Below are 19,305 nucleotides of genomic sequence, written 5' to 3'. Positions count from 1 at the left end.
CCTCGACCTTCCACAATTCGGTCATGGCGGTGATCGTTGCCGTCGCGGCCTGTGAGGTCCCGCTGATGTGCAGATCGTAAAACTTGCGCCGCAGATGCGCCCAGAGACCGGTAACTTCTCTGGGGTTATGCGGCTCGAAGTAGAGGCGGTTTGGGCTTGAACAGTGAAGGCACCTGCGGCTCTGACTGTCGAAATCTCGCGCGAAGTCGGTCGCGAAGCTCACCATTCTTTTCGGCGGTTCGCACCTGCATTAGCATGTGGGCGCCATGCTGAGACCATCGCATTTGTTGTGCTTTTTCACCATACGTTTGGCGACCAGCGAGTTGACCGCCGACTCGGCAAGAGTGGTAGCGACGCGAAGGCCGGCTCGGTAGCGTTTGCCGTAGTTGACGATCGCACAGCGGTTCGAACGGACATAGGTGAGCAGTTGCGATGCGAGCATGTGAAGACGCGCGACCGACAAATTTCCAGCCGCTTGCAACGGAAGCAATTGCGTAACAATACCCTGGAGGTCTCGGATAGCTCGATCCAAGCATCCGTGCCACAGTCGCCACTTCACCGCTTTGATGTCCTTGTCGATGGTCGAGAGCGCGCCGACGGACTCAGCTTGGGATCGAACCATGAAATCGGCGATCTGCTGCATGGGCTGAACCTTCATAGCAATGTGAAACCAGTCGATGATGTGGGCCGTCGGCTTCGGGATCGCACGCGGCAGTCGCTTGAGAATTTCAGCACCCTCCGAAATTACCGTGACGTCGCCGTAGCCACGATGCCCTTCTCGCTCAAGGGGGTGAAGGGCGCGATCTCGGATTGCGTCTTGGTCGGTATTGCTGGTGGTGAAATATCGGCCACCCCGATCTCCCCGCCCACCACGACCGCAGCGGGCCACGACGATCTCGAAATTCCGTCCTGAATTCCGCTCGGCGCCGCGAACATGCGCCGTGTCGATGCTGATGACGAACACTTTGCGGCGATCGCCGGGAAGCGGCATTTCGAGCTGCCGTCGTTCATCGGTCTGCAATCTTACTCGCCGGGTTTCTTCCATGATCTGGCCGTCAAGCCGTTCGCCGGCGCTGATCGTCCGCTTGCGCACAGTGGCGTGGGTCTCCGTCGGCTCGATAGGCAGAAAGGCAGCGAGCATGCTGGCAGCCTGGCGGTAGGGCAGCAGGCTTCCCAGTCGCGCCGCAATTCCATCAGTTCAGGCGTCGCCCGATCGGGGCAGATTTCCTTGAGCGGAGCGAATGCGCCGTCCATTCCCGGATGGCAATCCCGACACAGCATCCATCGTGGATTGCGAGCCTCCACCGTGCCAAACACCGTTCGAATTCGGCGTGTCGTGTAGTCCTTGACCGGCCGAAAGGTATGGCAGTCCGGACATACCCGGCGAAACAAGGCGTAAGTCTCCGCCTCCTGAGTGACCACCGCCTTCTGCAAGGCGACCATGATCTTCTTGCCATCATCGACCGACAGGCCGAGATCACCGTCGCACAGACGCTACTCGCTCTTATCGATTCGGACTTCTTGACAGACAAACGTCACCGAAGTCGTTCTTCCCCTCGATCGAGATCGTCCATTCCATCGCCTTCAACGCCTCCTTGAACAAAGCGCGGTGATGGCCAATCGGCGCTAACAAATCGTATCCGTACTGACCCCAGAGAAATTACCGGTGTCACGGCGCTTGCCTCAGAGTCGAGAGAAAGCACATAGGAACCAGGGGCAAGACCGCTGCTGATACTGCGAAGCTGCCTGCAAGCGCCTGACAAGACCGGTTCTGTGGGGGGCGTAATTCACCCCAGTAAGTGTGTACTCGGTGGTAGCATTGTCCCTGATTGGTCAGGAGCCGAAGATCCGCACGGTTCTGGCGACCACTGCCCGTTTCACGGAAAACAAGAAGCGGGTCGCCCATATCCATTCAAGCGACATCAGCGTAGGCGGCCTGCCCGAGCAGGTCAATGACTGGGAACGGCAAAGTCTCATCCTATCTTTTCATATCAATTCGCGTATTCCAGCGCATAATCCAAGGTTCGGCAACCGGGAGAACTCCGGGATAATCTGACCCCGGGTCAGCTCCATTCCTGAGCGCCTCTGCGGCCGGCCGGCTCCTCTAGCGCCGCAGGTATTCTTCGGCGGCAAAACTATAGATGTCTCGCTCGTGTCGAACGGTGCGCCGACGCCTGAAAAAATTTCCCTCGGCATCATCTCTCAGCCCATGGCCGCCACGGTCCAGTCGAGATTACATGCGAGAGCGGCCGATAAACGGAAAGCAAAGGCTTGCAAAGATGAGTGGTGTGGCTGGCTCTGATGAAGATTTTGCTGCGCCATCGACATTTGCGCCACTCATGCAGCCGACCTTTCGTTCGATATGGCTCGCCACGCAGGTTTCCAGTCTCGGCTGGCTGATGCAGACTGTTGCCATCAGCTGGCTGATGGCGACGATCTCGACTTCCGACTTGATGGTTGCGCTGGTCCAGGCTTCGTCGACGCTGCCTGCGTTCATATTGTCTGTCTTCGCCGGGGCGCTCGCCGACAATTTCAGCCGTCGCAGGGTCATGTTCGCCGGCCGGTCCCTTATGGTGGTAGCCTCTGCGATGCTGACTGCTTTAGTGGCGCTGGGCTTTGTCGACCCGTGGATGATCCTCGGCTTCAGCTTCTTGATCGCATGTGGCGGAGCTCTCAACGATCCCGCCTGGCAAGCTTCGGTTGGCGATATCGTGCACCGACGCGATATTCCCGCTGCCGTTACGCTGCTTTCCGTGGGCTTCAACACGGTACGCACCGTAGGTCCGGCGCTGGGCGGCATCGTGGTTGCCTCGTTTGGGCTTTTGGCAGCTTTTACTGTGACCACCCTCACCTATTTGGTACCCTTGGCCACCATATGGCGCTGCAAGTGGAAGGTTCGCTCTTCACCTCTGCCGCGTGAATCGATGAGGACGGCGATCTACGACGGAGTTCGCTTCACGGCGATGTCGTCCGAAATCAAGGCGGCGATCGCCCGCGGAACCCTCTTTGGCCTGGCGAGCATTGCCATACTCGCGCTGCTGCCCCTGATCGTGCGCGATCAGTTGGGAGGAGGACCACTCGCCTATGGCACGCTCATGGCCGGCTTCGGGACAGGCGCCGTCTTCGCCGGCATCTCCAACAGCAGGTTCAGACGGAGCTTGTCGCAGGAACGGCTGATGACACTGGCCTGCGTCGCCTGCGCGGCGTGTTCCCTCTCCCTTGCCCTGAACTCTTCGATTGCAGTGGCGGCAATTGCACTCGCCTTGGGCGGCGCGGGGTGGGTCACAGCCTGGTCCGGGGTTGGCGTGAGCGTGCAGCTGGCGAGCCCGCGCTGGGTCGTGGGGCGCACGATCTCGATTTACTATGCATTGATAGATGGCGGGATCGCGGCCGGCAGTTGGGTGTGGGGCACGGTGGCCGAAAACCATTCGCTGACCTGGGCGCTGGAAGCCTCCGCTGGAGCTCTGCTGCTGGTCGCTGCAGCCGGAGTGCTGTTTCCTCTGCGTGAGCGCTGCGATTCCGAGCCCGACCCTTTAGAGGAATTCGACGCTCCCGCGGTCGCGCTTGATGTGAAGCCAAGAAGCGGTCCTATCGTTGTCAAGGTCGAGTATCTGATATCCGAGAAAAACCTTGAGGCTTTCCTCGATCTCATGAGCGAGCGCCGGCACGTGCATAGCCGCGTCGGCGCGCGGCAATGGACACTCCAGCGTAATCTTCAGAAACCTATGCAATGGACAGAAACATTCCGCACGCCGACCTGGACCGACTACCTTCGCCTCAACCATCGTCTCACGACCGCAGACAAGCAACTGGACGAACGCGTTTGCCAACTGCATGCGGGGGAGCACCCACCCCAAATGACGCTTTCGATTGAGCGGCCGACAAGCTCGGCCCGCAAACCCGAGCAGTCAGTCCTTCACGTTCCCCGTCATTGAAGCTAAACTGTCAAATATCGGGGCACCAGCGATAGCGAAGGTATGGCGCTCGAGAACGAGCGTTGAGTGTTCGAAGCATCTCAGCCAGGCGCCCAAGCAGGACCTGCTCCAGACTTGGACTAGAGAGCGTGTATTCCGATCTTCCCAGGCGCGCTGAGCTGACTGATGAAAGGACGCAGTGCGGTGAGGAAGTTCGAATTTGCTGGTCAGGCCGAGCTCTGAGACGGCCCAGAGTCGGTCGCAAGTCTTTCTTGCAGGTTGTTCAAATAATCTACCGCATAGGTTTGCGCCGTGGAAAGCGGTAGATTGATGCCGGCCGTCGCGGCCTCTTCAATCGCCTTCTTGACGAGCCCGTTGCGGATTGCCAGTTTGACCTCTGGCCCAGCGACAAGGCTGACAGCCTGCGCCGCCAAGTTGATGCCGGCTTCTGCCAGCGCGTGCATCATATTGCCTCCGCTAATGGCTGTATGTAGGATGTTCGCCGCTTGCGACTCCCACTCGAGGGCCATCGATGCGAGATCGGCTATTTTTCCCAGGCCCGGAACGAAGCTGAGCAAGCCCACCGCCGTTGCGGCCGTGTCAAGCAGGCCAGAGGCTTCCTTGCAAATGCCGTCGACTATATGCATGAAGATGCCGCCGTTCTTTTTGGCTGACTTGATCTCAGGCTGGTCCGCCAGGCCCATCGTCATGTCCGCGACAGCGTCCTGCTCCGCAGCGGTTTTGGGCACATGGATCTTTGGCTGTTGAATGGTTTGGTTCGCCGACGACATGTTGGTGTAGAAGTGGGCAAAATCTTTTTTGCTGACGTCACCAGAATCGACTGTATGTCCGCCGCCGAAGTCGAAGACTTTATTATGGGTCTTGTAGCCGGTGATCGAATTGTTGAGCAGACCGAACAACAGAGGATCTGAAAGGAGCTGCGACGCCGTTTTCCGTACTCCCGGATCAAGGCTCTTGTCGTCCGCCATGCTCGCCAGCTTGTCACGAGTCATGACACCGCTTCCAAAGAAAGCGTCCTGATGGCTATTCATCGTCTCGAGCGTATTCAGCTCGGCTTGCGTGAGGCTCATCGACGATGAGGCGACTTGCAGGAAGTCCTCTTTATGGACCTTATCTATAGCACCGCCGTACAACTGTTTCCAGGCATCCGGGTGATTGACAAAGTATTGAGCCGCCGCAATGACCTGGGGCGGACATTTGACGGTTTTCGCTTTGCCGTCGACGATCTGATTGAAATCAGCCAGACTCAGGTTCTTGGGCAGGCTTTCAGAGTACCGGTAAAGCTCGCGCAAGGCATCGCTCAAGGTCATGACCGAAGGCTGAGCATTTCCAGTGCTATCGGATGGAATGTAGTTCTGCTCGTAGCTTTGCGCCTGCCGCTCCTGAAACTCGGCAACTTGTGAATGATGGCTGGAGAACCCAGACAAATCTTTCGGCTCGATCCTGCCTCCACAGCGGCCGTCCCCCTGCGAGCCGATCGCGTAAAAGAGTTCTGGATCCTGCTGCAGTGCCTTGAGCGCCGCTTTCAAATCCGGTGGCGCAGAGGGCAGATTGGCTTGGGCATCGAGCTTGTCCCACCAGATTGGGGTGTCCTTGTGACGGTTAAGCACTGCCACAATCTGCAACTCAGCCTCGGTCAGGGAGCCGCCGTCCCAGGTGATTCTTGAGCTTTTCACCGGCACCGGCGGGACGGAAGGGGGCTCGATTGCAGAGGGCTGGAGATCCTGATCCATCGATTCAATTGCCGCCCTCATATGTGGCGGCAGCAGGTCCAATGGGTGCTGACGCAAATCTTCCATCGACGACTCGAGATCCGAAGCCTGCCGGTCCCGGAGCGCCGCAGGTTCGGTCTCACCTTGCAGCGAGTAAGAGGACAGCATTGCGTCGAAGAAGGATGCGCCTTGCTGAGCCTGGGCGGACATAGGCGCAGAAGGTGTCCGGCCCGACCAGGCCTGCACTGACTGTGCGGTATTTGAGCTGTTGGATGGTGAAAGGTTGCTGGCCGACATTGTGCACCCTCAGGCGTGACGTTGAAATTCCCACAAGGGCCTGATGTGAGGCCAATGCGCTCACGAACGCGACAATTCCGAGCGTCGGCCGGGTCCCAATGCCCTAGCCGTGCTTTTAATTGATCCGCTCCTTGCTAGCCCCAAGGCTCAATTCCAGCACAGTGCCGGCGATATCTTTGGAGTTGCCGGTTCTAATCATGAACGGCTTAGCTTTCGATAAACTGACGAGCTTCACACGAATTCACACTCAGGAGGTGGCGGTCGTGATCTTTTTCTTCAGAAGCTACGGCGTTTGCTCCGATGTCAGTTCTGGTTCCGCTCAGGCTTCCCGGCGACGCCGTCCTGTTGCGGCACGACAGAGGAGTAAGACGCTTCCGGTTGCCCGTCGCGGACGACCATGGTGGAAGAGCCTCGAAACAATATCAGCACCGATTCTCTTGGCGGCGTCTCCACGGCGCGGGGCTGCGCCTGGGCCTCCGCCACCAGGCCGTTGAACGTCTGTTCCACCAGCGCCATGAAGCGTGGAGGACCGGAAACCAGGACGAGGCCATTTCCGGGCGCAGGTCGCATGACATAGCGCTCATCGGAGATGCCAAGCTCATCGAGGGCCGCCTTGAACCCATCGAAGCCAACCGAAGTCAGCACAAGCATCCGAGTCTGCGCTTCTTTTGCAGCGGACACATAAAGCACCATCCCATCATAATACCATTGGAGATCATACAGGTCGGTCAAGCGGTCGAGGAACTCGCGCGGTGGTAAATCCGGCATACGCCCGCGAATCCGCCCCTTCACCTCCGGGCTGATGTTGAGCCTGATATTCAGGTTGTTGCCGAATTGCTGCAACGCTGCAGAGAGATCCTGATCTAGAACCGTATATCTATAGGGCGTCGAGGGAAGCGACAGAGGCGCACCCACAGTGGTGTGGATACCGGTGGGGAGAAAAAACCCGACACAGAGAAGTATCTTCAAAATGTGCAGGGCGGTGGATTGGATGAGCGTTCTCGGCATCTGGTCTTGATAAACCAAAGGCTGAAACTCTCACAAGTGACTAAAGTCGACAACGTGACTTTTAAATAGCCAAACGACGCTCTCGTTGGTCAGCTTGTCGTCAGTTCGCCTGCCTACGGTATTGATCCAACAGCCGGTGATGAACGTGCTGACCTCATCCCGCGTCAAAGAGAACACCTCATCCCGCGTCAAAGAGAACAAACGAGTCCTTGCATGATGATGCCTGTCACCTCGATCTCTGCCACTATAGCCGATCCTTTCTCCAGGTTCGCGCCATTCGACGAGCAGGCCCAGTTTGAGCGCGCCCTAGCGCAGGCGGCCGCCTCGACGAAAAACGACATTGCTTCGGCGCCAGCGAGGGCGGCGCCGGTTCCTGCGCCGATGGATGTCCAACGCGCGCCTGCGCGGACAAGTCCGGTAGGCGATCGCGTGATCCAGACGATTTCTTCGATGTACCGCGACAATACAGCCACTTCTGCCGCGCGCGACCATGAGGTTGCGCTTGCAAAGGGCGCTCTGTCGGGGCCGGCCCAGAGCCTCCCCGTCGAGGGTGGGGCTGCGGGAACGCGGATGCCGGGCCCCCTGCAAGGACCGCATGATTTCGAAACGATGGTTGCCGGTCTGCGGAATGTTTATAGCGAGGTCACCCAGGTTGCTCTTGTTTCCAAAGGTGTCAGCGGGCTCACCTCATCTGTCAACAACCTGATAAAACAAGGATGAACGGCGCGCATGATTGGTTTAGCCCGTGGCGAAAACATGCGTAGTCGCCCGCTTGGCTGGCGTTCGCTCTATTTTGTCGTACTGCCACTTCTCTTCGCCCTGAGTGGTTGCAAGGTCGATCTTTATACGCAATTGCAGGAGCGCGACGCGAATGAGATGCTCGCGCTTCTGATTGACAATGGGATTGATGCGGTCCGGGTTGCGGCTAAGGATGGGACCAGCACGATCCAGGTCGACGAAAAGCGGCTTGCCTTCTCAATCAATCTCCTGAGTGCCAAGGGGCTGCCGCGCCAGTCTTTCAAGAACCTCGGCGAGATATTCCAGGGCTCAGGCCTGATTGCCTCGCCGACGGAGGAGCGTGCCCGTTACGTTTATGCCCTGAGCGAAGAGTTGTCGCGTACCATCAGCGATATCGACGGCGTCTTCTCTGTACGCGTTCATGTCGTTCTGCCGCAAAACGATCTGTTACGAGCAGGCGCCGCGCCATCCTCAGCCTCGGTCTTTATCCGACACGACGCCAAAGAAAATCTCTCAGTTCTGCTGCCGAAGATAAAGATGCTCGTCGCCGACAGCATCGAAGGCTTGTCCTACGATAAGATAGAAGTGGTTTTGGTACCAGTGGAACGGCCCGTACCCGTGCAACGGCCCGTACCGGTGACTGTTCTGGCAAAAGCATCCAATTCCATTCCAGCGCCACTTCTGGCGATCGTGATGGGTGTTGCGGCGGCTGTATTCGCTGTGGCGTGCTATCTCTTAGCCAGTCTGGTTGGTCATCGGCGCAGGCAATCAAAGGGCGACCTATCCAAGGTCGAGGGGCGCTCGGGTGCTTCCGTTGTCGAGGCCATTCGCAAGAAGATCATCGGCGATACGGCGTAGGTGATATTCCCAATGACGATATCGACAAAGACCGCCGAACGTGATCGTACGTCCCAATTGCGTTCCGTGTTTCGGAGCGAGCTTGCTGCTTCGGCCCATCCGACGCGTCTTGCCGCCCATCTTGATCCGGCGTTATCGGCTGCGACATTGATGCGCTTGCAGAAGTGTCCCAGGCTGCGGCCAAGGCTGGTAGAGTTGCTGCTTGACAATGACATGGATTCGAACGGAGGCGACTGGGGGCCGGATCTCCTGCACGGACGTGACCCGCATCGGGCTGCCCTCTTTGCCGGAAGTATATGGCATGCCCGTTCGTTGCTGAAACTTGTTTCGCAGCCTCACCTCAATGCGCTTATTGGATATATCGGCGCTGATGCGCACGCGTTTGGCATCCGACATCCGACGCATGCGATCGCAAACGGATTGATTGCTGATCCCGAAAAGCTGGCGCAGCAAATTGAACACGATGGACATGCCTGTCTTGGTGCTTGGCTCAATCACAGTCCAGAGCTTGAGCGTACACGCGTGCTTCTACGGTTGCCCGTCGGGACCGCCGCCGAGAATCCAGCGCCCGAACACGATGCTGCCGCAGGCCAGTTGTTTTCGCTTGTAGCCGCTCATTTTGAGGCGGAGATCCCGGTGATATGACAGCCGTTGTTCCTGCAGCGCCCGTCCCGCCCCAGATGCGCCCAGTGGACCCACTGATACGGGCGAGTGAGATCGAAATCTGGCATAGCGCCATGGAAGCGCGTGCTGCGGCGGAACGGCATCAGCGGCGGGTTCGCAGCTGGGCGCGCGCCGCCTATCAGCGTGAGCGGACACGCGGCCATACCGAGGGCTTGGATGCAGGCGCCGAGGAAATGGCCCGGCTGATTGCGGGGGCAGCCTCCGAAGTGGCGCGACGAAAGGCGGTTCTGGAGCAGGAATTGCCACAGCTCGTAATGGAGATCCTAAGCGATATTCTGGGCGCTTTCGATTCGGGCGAGCTGTTGGTGAGGGCTGTTCGTCACGCGATTGAGCGCAAGTACAGCGGCGCGGAAGTTTGCCTTCATGCATGTCCCAAGCAAGTCGATATGCTCGCGCGCGCGTTTGCTGGGTGCGACGGGCGGGAGGGCCGGCCGAGGGTTCGGATTGATCCGGATCCGACCTTGTCGCCGCAACAGTGCGTGCTGTGGAGCGACTATGGCAATGTCGATCTGGGACTTGATGCGCAGATGCGAGCGCTGCGCCTCGGCTTCGGGTCACTTTCTGACGAGGCGAACTGTGACCACGCCGGTGCATAGTCCCGCCGGCATCCGGCCTCCCGATCCGGCCATCTCGTCCTTGAGGTCTTCGGCAAAGCGAATCGACACGCGTGTCGTGCGCGGACGGATTACGCGGGCTGTCGGTACACTGGTCCATGCCATCTTGCCCGACACTCGTATTGGGGAACTTTGTCTGCTGCAGGATCCCAGAACCGGACTGTCGCTCGAGGCCGAGGTGATCGGCCTGTTGGATAATGGCGTGTTGCTCACGCCGATCGGAGACTTGATGGGCCTGTCGGGCCGCGCAGAGGTTGTGGCCACTGGACGAATGCGTGAAGTGCCAGTCGGCCCCGATTTGCTCGGCCGCGTGATTGACAGTCGTTGCCGTCCCCTCGACGGCAAAGGCGAAGTCAAAACCACCGAAACTCGTCCGCTGCGCGGCGCGGCCCCCAATCCAATGACAAGGCGCATTGTTGAGCGGCCGTTCCCGCTCGGGATCCGTGCTCTGGATGGTCTGCTGACATGCGGCGAGGGGCAGCGGATCGGAATTTATGGCGAGCCAGGTTGCGGCAAGTCGACGTTATTGTCACAGATCGCAAAAGGTGCCGCCGCCGACGTTATCATAGTCGCGCTCATCGGCGAACGTGGACGTGAAGTTCGAGAATTCATAGAGCGGCATCTTGGGGAGGCGGGCCTTCGCCATACGGTCGTAGTCGTCGAAACATCCGACCGCTCGGCAGTGGAGCGGGCGCAATGTGCTCCTATGGCGACCGCGCTCGCCGAATATTTTCGCGAACAAGGGCTACGCGTCGCCCTCATGCTAGACTCGCTGACACGCTTCTGCCGCGCCTTGCGCGAAATAGGCCTTGCTGCGGGTGAGCCGCCGACGCGACGGGGCTTTCCTCCTTCCGTTTTCGCTATGTTGCCAGGCCTGCTGGAGCGTGCCGGCATGGGTGATCGCGGCTCAATCACGGCTTTCTATACGGTGCTTGTCGAAGGTGACGGCACAGGCGATCCAATTGCCGAGGAATCGCGCGGCATTCTTGATGGCCACGTCGTTCTCTCACGCACTATCGCGGCGCGATCGCATTTTCCAGCTATTGATGTGCTGCAAAGTCGCAGCCGCGTAATGGATGCGGTCGTATCTGCGCCACATCGCAAGGCAGCATCCTTTTTCCGTGATCTGCTCTCGCGCTATGCCGAATCCGAGTTTTTGATCAACGTCGGCGAATACAAGCAAGGCGGCGACCCTCTTACTGACCGGGCTGTCGCGTCGATTGGCGAGCTGAGGGAATTTTTGCGCCAGAGCGAAGGAGAGCCGTCAGATTTTGAGGAGACGATCGCATGGATGTCGCGTCTGACCGGGTGAATTGTTTTCACGCTTCGAGGTTACGGCTTCTGAAGGAAACGCAAGAGCGTAGATTGCTTATGGAACTGTCCAAGAAGGAAGCCCAGCGCCAGACGGCCACCTTAGCCGTACAGAACGCCGCCCAGGGTCTTGCAGTCGCACAGCAAAATTGCGCAGGAGCCGAAGCGGGGCTCTACCAAGACCTGATGTCGCTCGACACTTTTTCCAGCGCAGCACTCGACCATCACCACCTTCTCGTTGAGCGGCTTGAGGCTGAGATCACTTTCAGACGCGAGATGCTTGATGAGGCACGCGTTGCTCAAGAAAAAGCCGAGGCAGCGGCGTCTGAGACGAGGGCCCGGTGGGTCAGAAGTTCGGCGGCAAAGCGCAAATGGCAGCAAATCGAGAAAGACGTCCGGCGCGCCCTCGACATTCATTTAGAGGCCGCAGACGAGATGGAGGCCGACGATGACATATTGCTTCGGTATGGAAGAATTTCGCTCGCCCTGACGGGTAACCCGATCCGATAACCGCAGGCTCCCTGAATGACGCGATCGTGCAGTTTAGATCTGCTTTGGTAACCACTGTGGGCAGACCGGCTATATTCGAACCAGCGCTAACACTGTCCCACGCGGTCGCCTCGTGGCTCAATGATATAGCGGCATCGCGCAGGCCCTTTCAGGCCTTGATCAGCGACAAGCCACTATCGGCGCGGGTGGAAGGGCTTGCCTGGCAGCAGGAACCTTGTGGAATTCCGATGCTTGACTGCGTTTGGCGCGTGGGAGCTGAAACGATCGTACTGTCGCTGTCCCGACGGCTTGTAGAGGCGCTCGTCTCCACAGTACAGGGTGATCTGGCTTTCCCTTCCGAGCCAACTGCTTCGCTCATTCTGGAACTTGCACTTGAGCCGCTTATCGCTCAATTGGAGGATAAAACGCAGCGGGACGCGCAGCTTCTACACGTACGTGAAGCCACGACACTGGCTCCTTATCTCGAACTGGAAATCGTGTTCGGCCCAGTCAATGGCAAAGCTCGTCTCTTCCTGTTCTCGCCTCTTGATGGCCTCGTGCCGTTCGCGTTCCGCGCGCTAGGCGAACTGCTTGGCCAGTTGCCGCTACAGCCGCGCGAGCAATCCCCGGAGCTCCCGGTCATGGTCGCAGGAGAGATCGGCACGCTTCGCGTTCCGGCGGCGCTTCTTCGCAAAGCATGTGTTGGTGATGCTCTGTTGCCAGACAAATCGCCGTTCGGCCGCGACCAGATCACCCTATCTGTAGGCCTGTTATGGGCCCGGGCAGATCTTGAGGGCGATCACCTAATCCTGCGGGGGCCATTCCGCCCCCGATCGTGCCCTTTGGAGAATGCGCATATGACAAAACCCGAATCACCACTGGGGCCGTCGGAAGCCAATCTCGACGATGTCGAGATCGAGCTTGTCTTTGAATGTGGCCGCTGGCCCATGCCTCTGGGAGAATTGAGGAGCGCTGGTAAAGGACATGTTTTCGAACTTGGTCGGCCAATCGACGGTCCGGTGGACATACTTGCCAATGGTCGGCGTATCGGACGTGGCGACATCGTGCGCATCGGAGATGAGCTAGGCATCAGACTGCGTGGCAGGTTGGCATGCAATGACTGAGATTCAGCCGGCAATCTTTTCGCTTCTAGCGGTCACCGCCGGACTCGGTCTGCTGGTTTTGGTAGTCGCCACGACCACGGCGTTTGTAAAGCTATCAGTTGTTTTGTTCCTCGTCCGCAATGCGCTGGGGACCCAGACGATACCGCCTAACTTAGTGCTATACGCAGCGGCACTCATCCTCACCATTTTCGTTAGCGCGCCTGTTATTGAACAGACCTATGATCGTATGACGGATCCGAAGCTCCGCTATCAGACGTTCGATGACTGGCTAAGCGCCGCCAAAGCCGGCAGTGAGCCCTTGCGCGATCATCTCAAGAAGTTCACGAACGAAGAGCAGCGGCGATTCTTCCTCTCCTCGACCCAAAAAGTCTGGCCAGAGGAAATGCGAGCCAGAACCACACCTGATGACTTCGCCATTCTCGTACCATCTTTTCTAATTTCGGAACTAAAGCGTGGGTTCGAAATCGGCTTTCTCCTTTATCTTCCCTTTATCGTCATCGACCTTATCGTAACGACAATTTTGATGGCGATGGGTATGTCGATGGTATCTCCGACGGTTATATCCGTCCCATTCAAGCTCTTTTTGTTCGTCGCTATTGATGGCTGGTCAAGGTTGATGCACGGACTTGTATTGAGCTACACGATACCGGGAGGTTGATCATTATTGAATCCAGTATTGTCACTCTTATGAACCAATCGTTGGTGGTTTTCATGATCTGGATTCTGCCGCCGCTCGTTGCGTCGGTAATTGTTGGCCTAGGCATTGGCATCATCCAGGCGGCAACGCAGATCCAGGATGAAAGCTTGCCGCTCACTGTGAAGCTTCTGGTCGTTGTCGCGGTAATTGGCCTGTTTGCCCCCGTGCTGAGCGCCCCGCTCATAGGACTGGCCGGCCAGATCTTTACCGAGTTTCCCGCAATGACACCTGGCTATTAGTCCTCGCCATGTATGCGTCATCGGCCGAGATTCAAATCCTGATCCATACGGCTATCGAAATCGTCGTCGCGGCTGGTCTCGGCGCGGCCCGCGCGATAGGCATTATGCTGATCCTTCCTGTATTTACACGATCTCAGATTGGCGGGCTGATCCGCGGCTGCCTGGCTGTTGCCTTCGGACTACCGTGCTTGGCACACGTCAGCGAGGGCTTGCAGGCGCTAGATCCTGAAACACGTTTGATCCAGGTAACTCTTCTCGGATTGAAGGAGGTTTTTGTCGGCGTACTCCTTGGCACTTTTCTCGGCACTCCCCTTTGGGGACTTCAGGCGGCCGGTGAGTTTATGGACAATCAACGCGGCATCACTAGCCCGTCCGCTCCGAGCGACCCCACGACGAACAGTCAGGCTTCCGCTATGGGAGTCTTTCTCGGGATCACTGCAATTACGATCTTCGTCGCAGCAGGAGGTCTGGAGACCGTGATCAGCGCCCTTTATGGCAGCTATTTGATCTGGCCCGTGTATCGGTTTCACCCCGCATTGAGCGCGCAGGGAGCAATGGCGTTATTGAGGCTGCTCGACCAGATTATGCGCACGACATTATTGGTCTCGGGGCCCGTAGTGTTCTTTCTGGGGCTAATTGATATTTCAATGATGATCCTGCGTCGCTTTGCGCCCCAATTCAAGTCGAGCCAACTGTCCCCTGCGATCAAGAATATCGTCTTTCCGATTATCATGGTCACCTACGCTGCCTATCTGGTCGAGAGCATGAAACTGGAGATCACACAAGCGAGTGGCGCGCTTGAGTGGTTCGACAAGTTGCTGAAATGAGCGACACGAGTGAAGAAAAGGCACACGCCGCCACCCCAAAGAAACTAAGCGAAGCGCGCAAAAAAGGGCAGATATCGCGTAGCTCCGATTTCGTCCGCGCAGGCGGCACTTGCGCTGGGCTCGGCTATCTTTGGCTAAGAGGGAGCGTGATCGAAGACAAATGCCACGAAACGCTACTATTAACCGACAAGCTGCAGAACCTGCCTTTCGATGTCGCGGTCCGGCAGGAACTAGTCCTGCTAATCGAACTCACCCTGGCGACCGTTGGCCCGCTGCTTGGCACTCTCGTTGCTGCGGTAATTCTGACGGGATTATTAGCCAATGGTGGATTTGTCTTCTCTCTCGAGCGGATGAAGCCCAACTTTGGGAAAATAAACCCTTTTGAAGGGCTGAAGCGCATGGCGTCCATGCGTTCTGTAGTCGAAGTTGGCAAGACTCTGTTTAAAGTAATGGTTCTCAGCGCGACCTTTTCCCTCGTCCTTCTCGGCATGTGGAAGACGATGGTCTATCTGCCGCTGTGCGGCATGGGTTGCCTCGGCATTGTCTTTACGGAAGCGAAGCTGTTGCTCGGGATTGGCGCCGGTGCGCTTCTGATCGGCGGACTGATTGATCTCCTGTTGCAGCGTGCGTTGTTTCTGCGCGAAATGCGCATGACCAAGACCGAAGTGACGCGCGAGGTGAAGGAACAGCAAGGAACGCCGGAGTTGAACAATGAACGACGTCGCATCCGCAATGAAGCGGCCGGCGAGCCTCCGCTTGGGGTGAATCGCGCCACGTTGGTCTTCAGAGGGAAGGCGATACTGGTCGGTCTGCGTTACGTACGAGGTGAGACCGGTGTGCCGGTCTTAGTTTGCCGCGCCGAGGGCGAGGCCGCCTCACGAATGTTTAGTGAGGCGCAGGCGCTACGTCTCGAAATTGTCAATGATCATGTCTTGGCGCATCAACTCATCAGCACAACGAAACTGGGCAACGCCGTTCCCATGCAATATTTCGAGCCCGTCGCGCGAGCACTCTTCGCCGCAGGCTTAACCTAGCCGTGGCCTCAACAGGTTGTCTCCGGTCAGGCAAAATCTGCCGATTGGCGTGTACGACTTTAGGTTCGCGCGGTCTGCGGCTTATAGCGACGAGGTCAGGCAGGCGGTTCAGCGGCATGACGTCGGGTATGCCGCGGCAAAGGCCAATTCGCTGAGGCCGGTCTGGATCTGGATGAAGTGTTGGGCCCAACCGCATCTATCGGCTCCATCGCGAGGAAGGGCTGGCGGTGCACAAGCGGCGCGCGACGGCGTGCGGTCGGCACCGGGACACCGATCCTGGTGGAGGCGCGGCCGAAAGCGCGCTGGTCGCTGGACTTCGTCCACGACCAGTTTGCCTGCGGCCGTCGCTTCCGCATCCTCAACGTGGTCGACCTCGATCTCGGGCCGGCGTGTGGCGCGGGAACTGACGTACCTGATCGCCCGCCGTGGCAAGCCGGGCATGATCGTCTGCGACCTCGGCACCGAGTTCACCTCGAACGCCACGCTCGCCCGGTCGAAGGATCATCAGGTGGAATGGCACTACATCGCGCCGGGCAAGGCGATGCAGAACGCCGCTGCGAGAGCTTCAACGGGCGGATGCGGGACGAGCTCTTGAACGAGGCCCTGTTCTTCAGCGTCGACCATACCCGCAAGACGATCGCCGAATGGAAGGACGACTAAAACCGCCCACATTCAGCGCTCGGGTTCCTCACGCCGACGGCCTATGCCGCCAGTCTCACCGCAACGGCCGGCTGGGCTGAGACCCGCCCGCGGTGGGGCCTCGGGGCAAAGCCTAGAGCCTGTACCGGTAAGACCGGGCGCGCCAACCTACTCCTCATTCCTTGGCTGGAACTACTTTAGCCGCGAACGCGTATATTTCCTTTTTATACGCAAGTGCGCATATTTCGGCTTTATACGGCATCGCGTATATTGATATTTTATACGGGCTCGCGTATATTGGCCTTGGAGGTCATCATGAACGAGCAAATCGCCCGTACCGAAAAACAACTGGGAGCCATCCTGCGCCGCGCGCGCAAGCAGGCGGGGATGACGCAATCAAGCCTGGGGCACAACATCCATCTTCGGCAGGGAACGGTCTCCCGGCTCGAAGCCGGCGAGCCCGCAGTCCAACTGCGCACCGTTATGGAGGCACTCGCTGCCCTCAACCTCGAACTCGTGGTCCGGGACCGGAGCAAAGCGAGCGCAGCGGACATTGAGGACCTCTTCTAAATGGCGCGCCAGCGAACGCACGCTCCCCTCAACGTCTTTCTCAACAGCCGCCTTGTTGGCGTGCTGCGACGTGAGACAAGCGGCGCTATCGATTTCCGCTATGATCTCGACTGGCTTGGCTGGAGGGCGACGTTTCCGATTTCGTTGTCGCTACCGCTGCGCGAGGACCGCTATATCGGCGAACCCGTCATCAACGTGTTCGACAACCTGCTGCCGGATAGCGACGCAATCCGCAAGCGCGTCGCGGAAAGAGTGGGAGCCGCAGGCACAGACGCATACAGCATGCTCACAGCCCTTGGTCACGATTGCGTCGGCGCGCTTCAATTTCTGCCGGATGGGATCAATCCAGGCGCGCCGGGAAGTACCGACGGAAAACCTGTCGACGTTTCGGAGATTGGGGACATCATTCGCAATCTCGCAGCTGCCCCGCTGGGCATGGGCGAGGATGATGATTTCAGGATTTCCATCGCGGGCGCGCAGGAGAAAACGGCCCTGCTGCGCAAAGACGGCAAATGGTACAAGCCCGTTGGCACGAGCGCGACAACCCACATTCTCAAACCTCAAATCCGGCAGCTGCCCAACGGCATCGACCTGTCGAACAGTGTCGAGAACGAATATCTCTGCTTGAAACTCCTCGCCGCATTCGGCGCGCCGAGCGCCGACGCCGAAATCACGGACTTCGGAGAGCGAAGGACGCTGATAATCGAGCGCTTTGATCGCCGCTGGACACGTGATAATCGGCTGCTCCGCCTGCCGCAGGAGGATTGCTGTCAAGCCCTTTCCTTCCCGCCCACACGAAAATATCAGTCCGACGGGGGCCCGAGCATGCGCTCAATCCTGGAGCTCCTGAAGGGCAGCGATACGCCTGAGAGCGACATCGCGATGTTCATGCGGGCCAACATTGTGTTCTGGTTGATCGGAGCAACCGACGGCCACGCGAAAAATTTCAGCATTTTTCTGGGACCCGGCGGGCAGTTCAGAATGACGCCTCTTTACGACGTGCTCAGCGCGCAGCCGAGTCTGGACGCTGGCCAAATCCAGAAGAAGAAATTCAAGCTTGCCATGTCTGTCGGCAAGGGCCGCCACTACGCCATCAACGACATCATGCCGCGCCATTTCATTCAAACCGCTGAGCTCTCCGGAGTGGGAGCGGCACTTGTAAAATCGATCTTCGACGATCTCGCGGAAAGCGCGGTGCGGGCGTTTGATGAGGTAGTTGAATCGCTGCCAGGTGGCTTCCCGGAAGCGATGACGGATTCGATCGGGAAGGCAATCGTTCACCGGCTTGGGCTTTTGGAAGTTGAAGCATCCGCTGAGAACGCCGCCGTTTAGAAATGGGAGGCGCCGGATGAAGATGGCAGCAGGACCATGGACGCCGATGCGATCCAGGCCCGAACCTGGCCGTTCGTACCTGATCTGCGGCACGTATGGCGGTATGCAGACGTGCGATGTCGCCTTCTACAACGGGACACGAGCCGATGGTTCGCATTGGTGGATGCTGGGCAATGTCGAGATCGCGCCCGCGGCGATTGACCGCTACGCAGAAATCCTCCTGGAAGAGATCGATCAGACGCACCCCTCTCCGAGTCTTCATTCCTCTCGCGTATAGCGATGCCCCCGCGGGCGGTTCTGCTTGTGGCCGGAGTTCTCGCCAATGTTCTTTTTCCAGCTCCTTTTGGGCTCGGCTTTGAGACCAACCGCTGGAACCGTGATGTCGAGATTGTTGACCTCGATCTGATGCTGGCGCGCCTTCCACGTTTCGACGTGGAGGCTTTCAGCCGCCAGGATTTCTCGCCGGATTTTCGTTTCGAGCGAGCGCCGCTCGCGCAGGTCAAGGCGATGCAACGCCTTGTGACGACGCTCCAGCATGAACTGCTCGCGTTGGTGACGACGGCCTAATGCCTCCTGTTCGATGCGGTGGCGCTCCGCGGGATTGATCCGGGGATTGATCTGGCCGAACTGCATAATCGAAGCCTTCTGCGGGAAATCTGAGCGCAGAGCCACCGAAAGGCTCTTGATCCAAGAAAGCTATCGGAAAGAACCTCTAACCGCCGCCCTCGCCTTGCGACAAACCAGCGTAAGCGAACAGCTTAAACTACAAATCTGGGGGGAGGACTTCGAATCTCGTCGGGCGCGCCAATTATCTCAAGCACTTAGCCGCCGCGCGCCATACTAATCTTAGGATTAGTACGGGAATTAGTATGGCAGATTCCCTCACTTGTTCGGTTGCCTTGACGCAATTTCGCGTCGGCGCGGTGCCAGGGGAACACTCCGACCGGCTCATGCGTTGCCCTCCGAAGGCAGAGGTCACAGGTTCGAATCCTGTCGGGTGCGCCATTTTTATACTGTGAAAACAGGTGGTTAGCAAGGCCTCTTGGTAACCGGGGCAGATTTCCGGGCGATCAGGCTGGAGCGGCTTGGCTGACGAGATCGGGAAGCGGCAGAACGGCGGTTTGTGTGGGGATACCAAGGCGGTCGCCGAGGTAGGCGAAGAAGGAGACGCCGAGCTTGGTGCAGGTCTTCATCAGG

Annotated in this window: 19 protein-coding genes and 3 pseudogenes; 17 read left to right on the top strand and 5 right to left on the bottom strand. The window is 58.3% G+C overall.

The window, feature by feature from the left end; genetic code table 11:
• Both ACFFNA_RS26380 and ACFFNA_RS26375 read right to left on the bottom strand, forming a co-directional pair.
• A pseudogene (locus ACFFNA_RS26380) lies at positions 1–118 on the bottom strand (IS66 family transposase); the annotation flags it as partial.
• A gap of 7 nt (positions 119–125) precedes the next feature.
• Positions 126–1,579, bottom strand: a pseudogene (locus tag ACFFNA_RS26375) (ISKra4 family transposase).
• 240 nt (positions 1,580–1,819) lie between these two features.
• Here ACFFNA_RS26375 and ACFFNA_RS26370 point away from each other — a divergent pair.
• Together ACFFNA_RS26370 and ACFFNA_RS26365 are read left to right on the top strand one after the other, a co-directional pair.
• Positions 1,820–2,056, top strand: a complete 237-nt coding sequence (locus ACFFNA_RS26370; RefSeq protein WP_095090027.1) for a hypothetical protein — start codon at positions 1,820–1,822, stop codon at positions 2,054–2,056.
• A 223-nt stretch (positions 2,057–2,279) separates the two neighbouring features.
• The gene (locus tag ACFFNA_RS26365; protein WP_378922824.1) at positions 2,280–3,935 is read left to right on the top strand and encodes an MFS transporter; all 1,656 of its coding nucleotides are present in this window, start codon (positions 2,280–2,282) and stop codon (positions 3,933–3,935) included.
• Between the two features lie 206 nt (positions 3,936–4,141).
• Here the strand turns inward: ACFFNA_RS26365 and ACFFNA_RS26360 are convergent, their stop codons facing one another.
• Both ACFFNA_RS26360 and ACFFNA_RS26355 read right to left on the bottom strand, forming a co-directional pair.
• A complete protein-coding gene (locus tag ACFFNA_RS26360) occupies positions 4,142–5,944 on the bottom strand; it encodes an HrpF/NolX family T3SS translocon protein (RefSeq protein ID WP_378922822.1) in 1,803 nt (600 codons plus the stop codon).
• Between the two features lie 303 nt (positions 5,945–6,247).
• Positions 6,248–6,952: a secretin N-terminal domain-containing protein gene (locus tag ACFFNA_RS26355; protein ID WP_095090021.1), complete on the bottom strand. Its 705-nt coding sequence runs from the start codon at positions 6,950–6,952 to the stop codon at positions 6,248–6,250.
• Positions 6,953–7,165: 213 nt separating this feature from the next.
• Here ACFFNA_RS26355 and ACFFNA_RS26350 point away from each other — a divergent pair, with 213 nt between their 5' ends.
• The 15 genes and pseudogenes from ACFFNA_RS26350 (at position 7,166) to ACFFNA_RS26280 (ending at position 18,385) form a co-directional block, all read left to right on the top strand.
• Positions 7,166–7,672, top strand: a complete 507-nt coding sequence (locus ACFFNA_RS26350) for a nodulation protein NolB (protein ID WP_095090019.1) — start codon at positions 7,166–7,168, stop codon at positions 7,670–7,672.
• Positions 7,673–7,681: 9 nt separating this feature from the next.
• A complete protein-coding gene (sctJ, locus tag ACFFNA_RS26345) occupies positions 7,682–8,548 on the top strand; it encodes a type III secretion system inner membrane ring lipoprotein SctJ (RefSeq protein ID WP_095090017.1) in 867 nt (288 codons plus the stop codon).
• 12 nt (positions 8,549–8,560) lie between these two features.
• Complete coding sequence (locus ACFFNA_RS26340) at positions 8,561–9,193, top strand: nodulation protein NolU (protein ID WP_378922819.1); 633 nt, start codon at positions 8,561–8,563, stop codon at positions 9,191–9,193.
• Positions 9,190–9,828 carry a type III secretion system stator protein SctL gene (gene sctL / locus ACFFNA_RS26335; protein WP_095090013.1) on the top strand — a complete coding sequence of 213 codons (639 nt, stop codon included), beginning with the start codon at positions 9,190–9,192 and terminating at the stop codon, positions 9,826–9,828. Before ACFFNA_RS26340 ends, sctL begins: the two co-directional genes overlap by 4 nt.
• A complete protein-coding gene (gene sctN / locus ACFFNA_RS26330; protein ID WP_095090011.1) occupies positions 9,809–11,158 on the top strand; it encodes a type III secretion system ATPase SctN in 1,350 nt (449 codons plus the stop codon). The genes sctL and sctN overlap by 20 nt, the downstream gene beginning before the upstream one ends.
• On the top strand, positions 11,134–11,667 hold the full coding sequence (locus ACFFNA_RS26325) for a hypothetical protein (RefSeq protein WP_095090010.1): 534 nt from the start codon (positions 11,134–11,136) through the stop codon (positions 11,665–11,667). The genes sctN and ACFFNA_RS26325 overlap by 25 nt, the downstream gene beginning before the upstream one ends.
• A 26-nt stretch (positions 11,668–11,693) precedes the next feature.
• Positions 11,694–12,770 (top strand): type III secretion system cytoplasmic ring protein SctQ, encoded by a 1,077-nt coding sequence (gene sctQ / locus ACFFNA_RS26320; protein WP_095090008.1) that lies wholly within the window; start codon positions 11,694–11,696, stop codon positions 12,768–12,770.
• Positions 12,763–13,428, top strand: coding sequence for a type III secretion system export apparatus subunit SctR (gene sctR, locus ACFFNA_RS26315; RefSeq protein WP_095090007.1), 666 nt, complete (start codon positions 12,763–12,765; stop codon positions 13,426–13,428). Before sctQ ends, sctR begins: the two co-directional genes overlap by 8 nt.
• A gap of 29 nt (positions 13,429–13,457) precedes the next feature.
• A complete protein-coding gene (locus tag ACFFNA_RS26310) occupies positions 13,458–13,706 on the top strand; it encodes an EscS/YscS/HrcS family type III secretion system export apparatus protein (protein ID WP_206073788.1) in 249 nt (82 codons plus the stop codon).
• Positions 13,707–13,714: 8 nt separating this feature from the next.
• On the top strand, positions 13,715–14,533 hold the full coding sequence (gene sctT, locus ACFFNA_RS26305) for a type III secretion system export apparatus subunit SctT (RefSeq protein ID WP_095090005.1): 819 nt from the start codon (positions 13,715–13,717) through the stop codon (positions 14,531–14,533).
• Positions 14,530–15,567, top strand: coding sequence for an EscU/YscU/HrcU family type III secretion system export apparatus switch protein (locus ACFFNA_RS26300; protein WP_378922815.1), 1,038 nt, complete (start codon positions 14,530–14,532; stop codon positions 15,565–15,567). The genes sctT and ACFFNA_RS26300 overlap by 4 nt, the downstream gene beginning before the upstream one ends.
• A 182-nt stretch (positions 15,568–15,749) precedes the next feature.
• Positions 15,750–16,407, top strand: a pseudogene (locus tag ACFFNA_RS26295) (integrase core domain-containing protein); the annotation flags it as partial.
• Between the two features lie 114 nt (positions 16,408–16,521).
• Positions 16,522–16,776: a type II toxin-antitoxin system RelB family anti-toxin gene (relB, locus tag ACFFNA_RS26290; RefSeq protein ID WP_095090082.1), complete on the top strand. Its 255-nt coding sequence runs from the start codon at positions 16,522–16,524 to the stop codon at positions 16,774–16,776.
• Entirely contained in the window at positions 16,777–18,108 is a 1,332-nt protein-coding gene (locus tag ACFFNA_RS26285) for a type II toxin-antitoxin system HipA family toxin (RefSeq protein ID WP_378922813.1), read from the top strand.
• A gap of 16 nt (positions 18,109–18,124) precedes the next feature.
• Positions 18,125–18,385 carry a hypothetical protein gene (locus ACFFNA_RS26280; RefSeq protein ID WP_143748870.1) on the top strand — a complete coding sequence of 87 codons (261 nt, stop codon included), beginning with the start codon at positions 18,125–18,127 and terminating at the stop codon, positions 18,383–18,385.
• Here ACFFNA_RS26280 and ACFFNA_RS26275 read toward each other — a convergent pair.
• On the bottom strand, positions 18,367–18,741 hold the full coding sequence (locus ACFFNA_RS26275) for a hypothetical protein (protein WP_143748869.1): 375 nt from the start codon (positions 18,739–18,741) through the stop codon (positions 18,367–18,369). The genes ACFFNA_RS26280 and ACFFNA_RS26275 overlap by 19 nt on opposite strands.
• Positions 18,742–19,305 lie beyond the last annotated feature (564 nt).

It is taken from the genome of Mesorhizobium kowhaii (assembly GCF_042431665.1).
Taxonomy (GTDB): Bacteria; Pseudomonadota; Alphaproteobacteria; order Rhizobiales; family Rhizobiaceae; genus Mesorhizobium; species Mesorhizobium kowhaii.
Note: the sequence above shows the minus strand (reverse complement) of the source record. Positions and strands in the feature narration are given on the sequence as shown.